The organism is Kitasatospora sp. NPDC088160 (assembly GCF_044741445.1).
In the GTDB taxonomy this organism is placed as follows: Bacteria; Actinomycetota; Actinomycetes; order Streptomycetales; family Streptomycetaceae; genus Kitasatospora.
Window position 1 is genome coordinate 194334 of the sequence record NZ_JBIUSS010000012.1, and the last position, 11680, is coordinate 206013.

The 11680-nt window shown below is 73.9% G+C and carries 10 protein-coding genes, 1 tRNA gene and 1 riboswitch; of the genes, 2 read left to right on the forward strand and 9 right to left on the reverse strand.

Features of this window, described 5'->3' with window-relative positions:
- Position 1: 1 nt before the first annotated feature.
- Entirely contained in the window at positions 2-1459 is a 1458-nt protein-coding gene (locus ACIOGZ_RS20715) for an MFS transporter (RefSeq protein ID WP_400810315.1), read from the reverse strand.
- Positions 1460-1575: 116 nt separating this feature from the next.
- Positions 1576-1890: an SMR family transporter gene (locus ACIOGZ_RS20720; protein WP_350881126.1), complete on the reverse strand. Its 315-nt coding sequence runs from the start codon at positions 1888-1890 to the stop codon at positions 1576-1578.
- Between the two features lie 43 nt (positions 1891-1933).
- Positions 1934-2000: riboswitch (guanidine-III (ykkC-III) riboswitch) on the reverse strand.
- An 85-nt stretch (positions 2001-2085) separates the two neighbouring features.
- Between ACIOGZ_RS20720 and ACIOGZ_RS20725 the strand changes: the two genes are divergently transcribed.
- Positions 2086-2157: transfer RNA gene (locus tag ACIOGZ_RS20725), tRNA-Cys, on the forward strand.
- A 96-nt stretch (positions 2158-2253) separates the two neighbouring features.
- On the opposite strand, the gene ACIOGZ_RS20730 is transcribed toward ACIOGZ_RS20725, so the two are convergent.
- From ACIOGZ_RS20730 to ACIOGZ_RS20755, 6 genes are all read right to left on the reverse strand, one after another.
- On the reverse strand, positions 2254-4581 hold the full coding sequence (locus ACIOGZ_RS20730) for a xanthine dehydrogenase family protein molybdopterin-binding subunit (protein ID WP_079135849.1): 2328 nt from the start codon (positions 4579-4581) through the stop codon (positions 2254-2256).
- Positions 4578-5774 (reverse strand): 2Fe-2S iron-sulfur cluster-binding protein, encoded by a 1197-nt coding sequence (locus tag ACIOGZ_RS20735; RefSeq protein ID WP_400986691.1) that lies wholly within the window; start codon positions 5772-5774, stop codon positions 4578-4580. Before ACIOGZ_RS20735 ends, ACIOGZ_RS20730 begins: the two co-directional genes overlap by 4 nt.
- On the reverse strand, positions 5771-6637 hold the full coding sequence (locus ACIOGZ_RS20740; protein ID WP_363587211.1) for an FAD binding domain-containing protein: 867 nt from the start codon (positions 6635-6637) through the stop codon (positions 5771-5773). Before ACIOGZ_RS20740 ends, ACIOGZ_RS20735 begins: the two co-directional genes overlap by 4 nt.
- 310 nt (positions 6638-6947) lie before the next feature.
- Entirely contained in the window at positions 6948-8558 is a 1611-nt protein-coding gene (locus ACIOGZ_RS20745; protein WP_400810320.1) for a beta-N-acetylhexosaminidase, read from the reverse strand.
- A gap of 129 nt (positions 8559-8687) precedes the next feature.
- Positions 8688-8972 carry a DUF3039 domain-containing protein gene (locus ACIOGZ_RS20750; RefSeq protein ID WP_063349181.1) on the reverse strand — a complete coding sequence of 95 codons (285 nt, stop codon included), beginning with the start codon at positions 8970-8972 and terminating at the stop codon, positions 8688-8690.
- 61 nt (positions 8973-9033) lie between these two features.
- Positions 9034-9618, reverse strand: a complete 585-nt coding sequence (locus tag ACIOGZ_RS20755; protein ID WP_063349180.1) for a YqgE/AlgH family protein — start codon at positions 9616-9618, stop codon at positions 9034-9036.
- Between the two features lie 299 nt (positions 9619-9917).
- Here ACIOGZ_RS20755 and murA point away from each other — a divergent pair, with 299 nt between their 5' ends.
- Positions 9918-11258 carry a UDP-N-acetylglucosamine 1-carboxyvinyltransferase gene (gene murA / locus ACIOGZ_RS20760; protein ID WP_363587206.1) on the forward strand — a complete coding sequence of 447 codons (1341 nt, stop codon included), beginning with the start codon at positions 9918-9920 and terminating at the stop codon, positions 11256-11258.
- 97 nt (positions 11259-11355) lie between these two features.
- Here murA and ACIOGZ_RS20765 read toward each other — a convergent pair whose 3' ends face one another.
- Positions 11356-11637 carry an HU family DNA-binding protein gene (locus ACIOGZ_RS20765; RefSeq protein ID WP_030059737.1) on the reverse strand — a complete coding sequence of 94 codons (282 nt, stop codon included), beginning with the start codon at positions 11635-11637 and terminating at the stop codon, positions 11356-11358.
- Positions 11638-11680: the final 43 nt, after the last annotated feature.

Here is an 11680-nt window from a genome sequence, read left to right on the forward strand (position 1 = left end):
CTCAGGACCTGGCCCGGACCCGGCCGGCGAGCAGCGCCCCCAGCAGCGCCACGCCGGCCATGGCCAGCAGGATCACCGCGAAGGCCCCGGGCGAGCCGGCGGCCCCGGACGAGGCGGTGGCCCCGGCGCCCTCGTGGGCGGCGGCGAGCGAGCCGCCGCCCAGCACCGCGAACATCACCCCCGCCAGGCCCGTCAGCAGGACGTTGCCCAGCGCGTCGCTCATCTGCAGGGCCGCCGAGTTCACCCCGGCGTCCTCCGGCGCGGAGAGCTTCATCATCAGCACGCTGACGCTCGCGACCGTCAGTCCCATCCCGATGCCGCCGACGCCCCAGGCCACCGCCGCCACCCAGGCCGGCACCGCCGGGACCAGCACCAGCGCGGCGCCCGCGATCGCCACCGCGGTCAGCACGAACCCGCCCCGGATCATCGCCTCGCGGTAGCGCTCGGCTCCCGGCCGCCCCTGTAGCCAGGAGCCCAGCGCCCAGGTGAGCCCGCCGCTGGTCAGGGTGAGCCCCGACATCGTCGGCGAGAGGCCGCGCTCGGTGGTCATCATCAGCGGAACGAAGGCCTCGGCCCCGAGGAACGCCCCGGCCGCCAGTCCGCGCAGCAGGATCACCGCCGGCAGCCCCCGCCCTGCCCGCAGGGTCCGCTCGGGCAACAGCCCCAGGACGGCCGGCACCAGCAGCGCCGCCCCGACGATCCCGGGGAGCAGCCCGATCAGGTCGTGCCGCCCGCCCGCGTACTGCAGCAGGCCGGCACCGAGCGCCGCCATCGCGGCCAGCAGGGTGCGCCGGCGGTCGAAGTCCGAGCCCCTGGCCACCGGGTGCTCCCGCTCGGAGCGGGTCAGCGCGGGGCCCATCACGGCCAGCGGCAGCAGGATCAGCACCGGCACGGCCAGGAACACCCAGCGCCAGCCGAGGTGCTGGGTGATCGCGCCGGAGACCAGCGGCCCGATGATCGAGGGCAGCACCCAGGCCGAGGAGAAGGCCGCGAACACCGCCGGCCGCAGCCGCTCCGGGTAGGCCCGGCCGACCACCACGTACAGCGCGACGATCACCAGCCCGCCGCCCAGGCCCTGGATCGCCCGCCCGGCCACGAACACCCACATGCCCGGCGCCGTCCCGGCCACCACCAGGCCCACACCGAACACCGCGATGCCGGTGAACAGCGGCTGCATCGGCCCGCGCCGGTCGCACCACTGCCCGGAGACGACCAGCGCGAACAGCGTGGTGGTGAAGTAGCCGGAGAAGGCGAAGGCGTACAGCCCGATGCCGTTCAGCTGGCGGGCCGCGGTCGGCATCGCGGTGTTGACGGCGGTCGCCTCGAAGGCGATCACCAGGACCACCGACACGATCCCCAGCGTCAGAGCGCGGTAGCGGCCGCTGAGGACCCCGCCACCTGGGTCGAGTTCGGAGGGTATCGAGGCGGAGTCGACCGAGGTGGGGGAGGCAGTGGTCATACGTAACATCGTAAGGGCCGTCTGCCTTCATGACCCCTGACCCGAGTCGGTGACCAGCTAGGTCGCTGGGCCTAGGACCGGGGTCGGGGGAAGGGCGGGCGAAGCTCAGGCGGCGGTCAGTGGAGCACCTTCAGGCCGACCACGCCGGAGACGATGAGCAGCAGGCAGCCGATCCGGGCCGCCGTCACCGCGTCCCCCAGGACGGCCATGCCGTAGAGCGCGGTGCCGACCGCACCGATGCCGACCCAGACCGCGTAGCCGGTGCCGATCGGAATGGTGCGCATCGCGTACGCCAGCCCGCCCATGCTCAGCAGCAGGGCCACACCGAAGACGAGGCTGGGGGTGAGCCGGGAAAAGCCCTTGGACGACTCCAGGGCCACCGCCCACACGGTCTCCAGGACACCCGAGATGATCAGAACGAGCCATGCCATGACGGCCTACCTCCGCAGTCCACAGCGGCCGGATTGCCGCTGAACTGCGCCGTCTTGTCGTCACCGGGTACGACGCGCTCGTCCGGGGCGGCCGGGCAACCGACCACCTGGTTCCGACCGTAGCACAAGCCGCCATACAGAATTTACATTCCGCCGTTGACGGCCCCCCGCGCATTCCGCCACTATGAATTCACTGGCCGTGTGCCCGAGTGGCTTAGGGAACCGTCTGCAAAGCGGTGTACACGGGTTCGATTCCCGTCATGGCCTCGCCGGAAATGGAATTGCCGGTCGACATTCCGTCGACCGGCAATTCCTGTTTCCGGTATTTCCGGGGCGGTCGGCCGAAGCCGCCGCCCCCGCCCGTCAGACCGCGACCGCGTCCTCCGGCCGGATCGGCAGCCGGCCGACCGGCAGGCCGGTGGCCGCCCGGACGGCGGCGGCCACGGCCGCCGGGGCGACCACCGCGGGGGCGGCGCTGACCGCCTTGGCCCCGAAGGTGGCGACCACGTCCCGCTCCTCCAGCAGGGCGGCGATGCGCACCTGCGGGGTGTCCAGCGCGGTGGGCAGCCGGTAGCCGGTGAGCGAGGGGTTCAGCAGCACGCCGCCCTCGGTGCGCAGGTCCTCCAGCAGCGCCAGGCCGACGCCCTGGGCCACGCCCGCCTCGATCCGGTCCTCGATCTGCCGCGGGTTCAGCGCCCGGCCGACGTCCTGGGCGACCGTCATCTCGACCACCCGGACGGCGCCCAGCTCGATGTCCACGTCCACCACCGCGCGCATCGCGCAGAACGCGATCGACACGAAGGCGTCGCCCTGCCCGGACTCGTCCAGCGGCTCGGTGGGGTGCGGGCGGCACTGGGCCGTCGCCCAGAGCTCCTTGCCCTCCAGCGCCTCGGCGACCGGCATGCCGAGCACCCCGTCGTACGAGGTGATCTTGCCGTCGGCGATCTGCAGCAGTTCCACCGACATCCCGAAGTTGGCGGCGATCGGCTGGAGCAGCTGGTGGCGGACCATCAGCGCGGCGCGCTCGACGGCGCCGCCGGAGACCCAGGTGTGCCGGCCACGGGCGGAGGGACCGGCGATGGACTGGTCGCTGTCGGCCGGCGCGATGTACACCTCGCTGACGCCCAGCACGGTCTGCACGATCTGCCGGGCCAGCGTGGCGAAGCCCTGTCCGGAGTCGACGGCCGCGCAGATCACCGTGGCGTGGTCGCCGCTGACCCGCACGGTGGCGGTGGAGACCTCGTCCTCGCCCTCGGCGCCGAGCATGTGCACCATGCCGACGGCGTAGCCGATCCCGCGCCGCACCGCCGCCGGGTCGCCGGCCCCACCGGGCCCGCCCGGCAGCAGCCACTCGGCGTCCGGGTCGTCCACCGGCAGGGCCGGCAGCGGCTCGGCCGCGACGGCCTCCAGCAGCGCGCCGACCGGCGCCGGGCAGGTGACGGCCTGTCCGGTGGGCATCGGGTCGCCGGTGGCCATCGCGTTGCGGCGGCGGATCTCCACCGGGTCCACGCCGATCCGGGCGGCCAGCTGGTCCAGCTGCGACTCGTAGGCGAAGCAGGCCTGCAACGCGCCCTCGCCGCGCATCCGCCCGGCCGGCGGGTTGTTGGTGCGCACCGCCCAGGCGTCCACGAAGACGTTCGGGCAGACGTACGGGCCGACCGAGAACGCGGTGGCGGCGGCCAGCGCCTCGGCGGAGACGTCCGCGTACGCGCCGCCGTCCAGCAGGATCTGCGCCTCGACCTTCACCAGGGTGCCCTCGGCGTCGGCGTGGTGGCGGTAGCGCAGCAGCGCGGGGTGGCGCGAGGGGTGGGTGTGGAAGGACTCCTCGCGGGTGAGGGTCATCTTCACCGGGCGGCCGGTGCGCAGCGCCAGCAGCGCCAGGGTGACCTGGAAGGAGAGGTCCTCGCGGTCGGTGGTGGCCCCGGGCACGCCGGTGACCACCAGCCGGACCCGGTCGGGCTCCAGGCCGAGGCAGGCGGCGGTGCGGTCGCGGTCGCCGTGCGGGTCGGTGGAGGACAGGTGCAGTTCGACGCCGCCGTCCGGGCGCGGCACGGCCAGCCCGGCCTCGGCCCCGAGCGGGGCCGGGTCCTGACGGCCGACCTGGTAGAGGCCCTCGATGATGATCTCGCCGGCCGCGTCCGGGTCCCCGGTGCGCAGCGGCAGGTGGCGGAACAGGTTGCCGTCCGGGTGCAGCGACGGGGCGGTGAAGGCCTGCTCGGGGTCGGTGACGGCCTCCAGCGGCTCGTAGTCGACCGCGATCAGACCGACCGCCAGCCGGGCGGTGTCCGGGTGGTCGGCGGCCACCGCGGCGATCGGCTCGCCGTGGTGGCGCACCACGCCCGCGGCCAGCACCGGCCGGTCGGCGACGATCGGCCCGGCCGGGGCGCCGTCCGGGGTTCCGTCCGGGCCGGGCGGCAGGTCGGCGGCGGTGACCACGGCGTGCACGCCGGGCAGCGCGAGCGCGGCCGCGGTGTCGATGCCCCTGATCCGGGCGTGCGGGTGCGGCGAGCGCAGCACCGCGCCCCAGAGCAGCCCCTCGGCCCACAGGTCGGCCGCGTACGGGTAGATGCCGAGCGCCTTGGGCAGCGCGTCGCTGCGCAGCGGTGAGCTGCCCAGGCCGAACGGCTCCGGTGCGCCGCCCTCGCCGCCGTCCTGCTGGAGTGCTGCGCCGATGTCGGTAGGCGACGTCATGATGCGTGGTCGTCCTCGGGGAGCCGGATGCCGTGGGCGGGGGTGGCGCCGTACGGGACGCCGGCCGGGGCGGTGCCGCCGGCCGGAGCGCCGTGCGGGGGCGTGGCGACGTACGGCGTGCCGTGCGGGGGCGTGGCGACGTACGGCGTGCCGTGCGGGGGCGTGCCGTCGAAGGCGGCCCCGGGCAGCGGCGTGCCGTGCGCGGGGGTGGGTTCGTAGACCGGGGCGTCGTACCCGGCGTCGTAGCCGTTCTGCTGCGGGTAGCCGCCGGGCACGTAGGTGCCGTGGGCGGGGGTGCCCTGGTACGGCTGCTCGGGGTAGCCCTGGGGCGGGTAGTACACCTGGTCGTCGGCGGTCTGGGCGGGGATGCCCTGGACCGGCGTCAGGACGGCGGTGTCGTACACGCCGGTGTCGTAGCCGCCCTGGCCGTCGCCGTACGGCTGGTCGGTGCCGGCCGGGGGCTGCTCGGCGGGCGGCTGCGGGACGTGCTCGATCCAGGCGTCGGCGTCGGCGTAGACCGGCGGTTCGGCGGCCGGCTCCGGTCCGGCGGCCGCTTCCCCGGCGGGCTGTTCGGCGGGCTGTCCCGCGACCGGGGCGGCGGCCTGGGCGGCGACCGGAGAGGCCGCTTCCTCCGTCTCCTCGGCGTCCTCGGCGCGCGCGTCGGCGATGCTCTGGACGGCGGCCAGCACGCCGCGGTAGCCGGTGCAGCGGCAGAGGTTGCCGCAGAGCGCCTGGCGGGCCTCGACCTCGGTCGGGCGGTGGTTGCGCTGGAGCAGGTCGTGCACCGCCATCGCCATGCCGGGGGTGCAGTAGCCGCACTGCACCGCGCCGGACTCGGCCAGCGCCTGCTGGACGTCGCTCGCGCCGCCGGCGGCCGACAGGCCCTCGACGGTGTTGATCTCGCTGTCGGCGGCCAGCGCGGCGGGCACCAGGCAGCCGGCCACCAGCTGGCCGTCCACCTGCACCGAGCAGGCCCCGCACTCGCCCTGCTCGCAGCCGTCCTTGGCACCGGCCAGGCCGAGCCGCTCGCGCAGCACGTAGAGCAGGCTCTCGCCGATCCAGGCGTCGGTGACGGGCCGTTCGAAACCGTTGACCCGCAAGGTGTACGAGGCGCACGGGCGCAGCTCGCGACTGACCTGCGGGGTGAGGCCGAGCGGGTCGGCGTCGAGGGTCTCGATGGGGTCTGTGGTCACTTCAGCGCCCTTCCCAGTGCCCGTCGGGCCAGCACCGATACGGTACGCCGCAGCCGAACGGCGGCCGCGCTCGGCCCCTCGGTCACGGCCTCCCAGGCGCCTTCGGCGCCGTAGCTGTCGGGGACGCAGGCGGTGGCCACGTACTCGCCGAAGGCGGCGGTCGCGGCCGGGTCGATCTCCCGGCTGCCGTCCCAGTCGATGCAGCCGGCGACCCAGGCCTCGGCCTCCAGCGGGCGCAGCGGCACCGGTGCGACGGCGCCGACCGCGCAGCGCACGGCGCGCCGGGCGGGGTCGAGGACCAGCGCGACGGAGGCGGTGGCGCGGGCCGGGCCGCTGCGGCCGGTGGCCTTGAGGAAGACCTGCGGGGCGTGCAGCAGCGGGACGCGCACCCAGGTGAGGAGTTCGCCGGGGCGCACCGGGTCGAGGCCGGTGAGCAGGTGACTGACCGGCACCTCGCGGCTGGCGCCGGCCCGGGCGAGGGTGACGCTGGCCTCCAGGGCGGTGAGCACCGGGAGGGTGTCGCCGGCCGGGGCGGCGGTGACGATGTTGCCGCCGAGGGTGCCGACGTTGCGGACCTGCGGCGGGCCGGCGGTGCGGGCGGCGTCCGCGAGCGCGGGGATGAGCGCGGCGAAGTCGGGGCGGTCCATCCGGGCGTGGGTGAGTCCGGCGCCGAGGACGGCGGTGCCGCCGTCCTCGTAGCGCCAGCCGCGCAGTTCGGTGATCCGGCCGAGGCCGACCAGGGCGGCGGGGCGTAGCCGTCCGGCGTTGACGGCTTCCATCAGGTCGGTGGCTCCGGCCACCGGTACCGCGGCCGGGGTGGCGGCCAGCGCGTCGACGGCCTCGTCGAGGGAGGCCGGCAGCATGATCGTCCGGTTCACCTGGGTCCCACCGTGCTCCACTTGCTCATCGATCGGCTGCCGCCCGCGGCCTTCGGCCGTGGTGTCCGCGTCAGCAGCCCGGCCTGGCCCGTAGGGTACGGGCGATCGGGCCGGGTTGGGCAACTCTGGCACACAATGCTCGATGATCATTTCGGGGCAGGTGAACGGGACTGCCCGATTGGGACGGATACCGGGCGGTATCTGCCCCGGCCCGAACCGGACCAGGGCAGATGTTCATCTGTTCTTGACGTCAGATGACCACTCAGAAGTTCCCGCCGGAACGAGTCCGTCGCGCTCAGCGCACCGGCGGCGGGCCCTCGATCGGCCGGCCGGCCACCCCAGGCCAGCGCTGCCAGGGGTGCGGGCCGTCCGCCGGGCGGTACTCCACGCCGAGCGCGTCCAGCACCTTCAGGTGCGCCTCCAGCCGGTGCTGGAAGCCGGCGTAGTCGCGCTCGGCCGGATCGGTGGGCAGGTCGGACCAGGCGACCTCGGCGAAGGCCACCAACCGGGGGAAGGCCCGGTAGTCGATGTCCCGGGCGCTGTCCATGAACTCGCTCCACAGGTTGGCCTGGGTGCCGATCACGTGCCGGGCCGCGGTCTCGTCCAGCTGCCCGGGCACCGGCTCGAAGCGGTACACGTCCTCCAGCGTGCGCACGAAGCCGACCGGGATCGGCTCGTCCGGGCCGTCGGCCTGCCGGTGGTCGAAGTAGACGTGCTGCTCGGGGCACATCACCACGTCGTGCCCGGCCTTGGCCGCGGCGATCCCGCCACCGAACCCGCGCCAGGAGGAGACGGCGGCGCCCGGGGCGAGCCCGCCCTCCAGGATCTCGTCCCAGCCGATCAGCCGGCGGCCGCGCTCGGCCAGCCAGCGGTCGAAGTGCCGGATCACGAAGCTCTGCAGCTCGTCCTCGTTGGCCAGGCCGAGCTCGCGGATCCGCGCCTGGGCGGCCGCGCTGTCCTTCCACTGCTCCTTGGGGCACTCGTCGCCGCCGAGGTGGATGAACTCGGACGGGAAGAGTTCCAGGACCTCCTCCAGCACGCCCTCGAAGAAGCGCAGGGTGTCCTCGGAGGCGTTGAGCACGTTGTGGCTGACGCCCCAGTCCGTCCAGACGCCGAGCGCCGCGGTGTCCACCACGTCGGTGTTGCCCAGCTCGGGGTAGGCCGCGACGGCGGCCTGGGTGTGCCCGGGCAGGTCGACCTCCGGGACGACGGTGACCCCGCGCGCGGCCGCGTAGGCGACGATCTCGCGCAGGTCGTCCTGGGTGTAGTAGCCGCCGTGCGGGCGGTCGTCGCGGCGCTGGCCGGCCCGGTAGCCGACCATCGAGCGGTCCCGCCAGGCGCCGCGCTCGGTCAGGCCGGGGTAGCGCTTGATCTCCACCCGCCAGCCCTGGTCGTCGGTCAGGTGCAGGTGCAACACGTTGAGCTTGTGCGCGGCCAGCAGGTCGACGAAGCGCAGCACGTCCGACTTGGGCAGGAAGTGCCGGGCGACGTCGAGCAGCGCACCGCGCCAGCCGAACCGCGGGGCGTCCTCGATGTCCGCGCCGGGCAGCACCCAGCCGGTGCCGCGCAGCGGGGAACGGCGGAAGGCGTCCGGGCCGAGCAGCTGCCGCAGGGTCTGCGCCCCCCACAGCGCACCGGCCGGCCCGCCCGCGGCTATCAGGGCGTGGCCGCGGCGCACCGTGATCCGGTACGCCTCGGCGGCCAGCGCGTCGTCCTGGACCAGTTCGATGCCCGCGCCCGGCCGGCCCGGGCCGAGCGGCAGCCCGGTGGCCGCGGACAGCGCGGTGCGCAGCCACCGCTCGGCGTCGGCCAGCCCGGGCGGCGCGGTCAGCGTGGTGGCGTCGTCGAGGGGGAAGTCCTCGTCCGGGCGGCGGACGGCACTCGAAGGCACGGGAATGAGGTCCATTCCGACATCCTGCCCCCGCCCCGGACGACTGGCATAGACCACTTCGGAAACGCGGCACTATGCAAAACGGCGCTGTGCACAACCACACCGTGCGCAACGGCGCCGGGCACCGGCCCGCGGCGGTCGGTGCTACTTGCCGCCGTTGTTGTCGTCGCCGCCCTGCGGCTTGCCGATGCCGTCGTAGATCTCCTTGCACATCGGGCAGACCGGGTACTTCTTCGGGTCGCGCCCGGGCACCCAGACCTTGCCGCAGAGCGCCACCACGGGCGAGCCGGAGAGCGCGCTCTCCATGATCTTGTCCTTCTGGACGTAGTGCGCGAAGCGCTCGTGGTCGCCGTCCCCGTGGGACACCTGGGGGACTGGCTCGACCAAGGTGCCGGTGCCGAGGCCGCGCTCGGGCTCAAGAGTGCTCATAGGTGCCAAGTCTATGGGCGCCCCGCGAAACCCGGCCAGTATCGCGACGGCGGCCCGTACGTCAGTTCAGCGTCGGGTCGTCCGGATAGGTCGCGAGCAGCGCCAGCGGGCCGCGCTGGCGGCGCAGCACCGAGCGCCACAGCCGCTCCGGTTCCGGGCTGGAGATGTCCCCCGGCTCGCAGTCCACCAGGTACCAGGCGCCGCTCCCCAGTTCCGTCTCCAGCTGGCCCGGCGACCAGCCGGCGTACCCGGCGAAGATCCGCAGCGCGCCCAGCTCGCCGGCCAGCACCTCGGGCGGCGCCTCCAGGTCCACCAGGCCGATCGCGCCGTGCACCCGCCGCCAGCCGAGCGGCTCGCCGGTGCCCGGCTCCCCCGGCGCCACGGCGAGGCCGAGCGCCGAGTCCAGCGCCACCGGTCCGCCCTGGAACACCACGGCGGGCTGCCCGACCAGCCGCCCCCAGCCGTCCAGCACGCTGCCCACCTCGACCGGCGTCGGCCGGTTGAGGACCACGCCGAGCGCCCCCTCGACGTCGTGGTCGAGGAGCAGCACCACCGCCCGGGCGAAGTTCGGGTCGGTGAGCAGGGGCGTCGCGACGAGCAGACGGCCGGTGTGGGACCGTCCTGCGTGCGAGTGGGCCGCCGTCATGCCCACATGATCCCGCAGAACGGCCGGAGTCGGACACCTCAACGATCGAAACCCCGCCACGCCGGACAAACACCCGAACGGCCCCTCCGGCGGGCGGGAGCGAGCCCGGAGAGAGGACCATCACGGGAGAGGCTCACGGGAACCATCGGCACGCCCACTACCATCTACGGATGGTGGACGCCCTTCTACGGTGCCGACTCGGTTTTGCCGGGGGCCCGAGCGCGCCCGTACCAACCGGTCCACCACCGGCTCTCTACCGGAGCCTTCCCACTCCTCTGGCACCCCGGATTGCGAGAACGATGACCGACGACGTCCTGCTGGTCCACGGCGGAAACCCGCTCGAAGGCGAGATCCGCGTCCGCGGTGCGAAGAACCTGGTGCCCAAGGCCATGGTCGCCGCCCTCCTCGGCCAGGGCCCCAGCAGACTGCGCAACGTCCCGGACATCCGCGACGTCAAGGTGGTCCGCGGACTGCTCCAGCTGCACGGGGTCACCGTGCGGACCGGCGACGAGGACGGCGAGCTGATCCTCGACCCGTCGCACGTGGAGAGTGCGAACGTCACCGACATCGACGCGCACGCGGGCTCCTCGCGGATCCCGATCCTGTTCTGCGGCCCGCTGCTGCACCGCCTCGGCCACGCCTTCATCCCGGGCCTGGGCGGCTGCGACATCGGCGGCCGTCCGGTCGACTTCCACTTCGAGGTGCTGCGCCAGTTCGGCGCCACCATCGAGAAGCACCCGCAGGGCACCTACCTGGTCGCCCAGCAGCGCCTGCGCGGCACCAAGATCGAGCTGCCCTACCCCTCGGTCGGCGCGACCGAGCAGGTGCTGCTCACCGCCGTCCTCGCCGAGGGCGTCACCGAGCTGCGCAACGCGGCCATCGAGCCGGAGATCGTCGACCTGATCTGCGTGCTGCAGAAGATGGGCGCGATCATCACCCTGGGCACCGACCGGACCATCCTGATCACCGGCGTCGACGAGCTGGGCGGCTACACCCACCGCGCGCTGCCGGACCGCCTGGAGGCCGCTTCCTGGGCCTGCGCGGCGCTGGCCACCAGGGGCGACATCTACGTCCGCGGCGCCCGCCAGCTGGAGATGATGACCTTCCTGAACACCTTCCGGAAGGTCGGCGGCGCCTTCGAGGTGGAGGACGAGGGCATCCGTTTCTGGCACCCGGGCGGCGAGCTCAAGGCGATCGCCCTGGAGACCGACGTGCACCCGGGCTTCCAGACCGACTGGCAGCAGCCGCTGGTCGTCGCCCTGACCCAGGCCACCGGCCTGTCCATCGTCCACGAGACGGTGTACGAGTCGCGGCTCGGATTCACCGGCGCGCTCAACCAGATGGGTGCACACATCCAGCTGTACCGCGAGTGCCTGGGCGCCACCCCGTGCCGCTTCGGCGCGCGCAACTTCCTGCACTCGGCGGTCGTCTCCGGCCCGTCCAAGCTGATGGGCGCCGAGCTGGTCATCCCCGACCTGCGCGGCGGCTTCTCGTACCTGATCGCGGCGCTGGCGGCCGAGGGCACCTCGACCGTGCACGGCATCGACCTGATCAACCGCGGCTACGAGAACTTCATGGACAAGCTGCGCGACCTGGGCGCCCACGTCGAGCTGCCGTCCGAGCAGCTGGTCGACGCCTGATCCGCAGGGCCCACCGGGCCACGGGCCCGCGGGCCCACGACGAGAGGCCGGGCTCCCCAGAAGGGGAGCCCGGCCTCTCGGGCGTTCAAGGGGTGGTTCAGGCGCCCTTGGCGGCTTCCTTCAGCTTGGAGCCGGCGCTCACCTTGGCGCTGTAGCCGGCCGCGATCTGGATCGGCTCACCGGTCTGCGGGTTGCGGGCGGTGCGGGCGGCGCGGTGGGTGCGCTCGAAGGTCAGGAAACCGGGGATGGTGACCTTCTCGTCGCCCTTGGCGACGACCTCGCCGACGATCTCGGCGAAGGCGGCCAGAACGGCGTCGGCGTCCTTGCGGGTCACCTCGGCGCGCTCGGACAGCGCGGCCACCAGCTCACTGCGGTTCATGTGTACTCCTGTGGTCTGTTCGCTTGCGGTGTGCGGGGGCCCA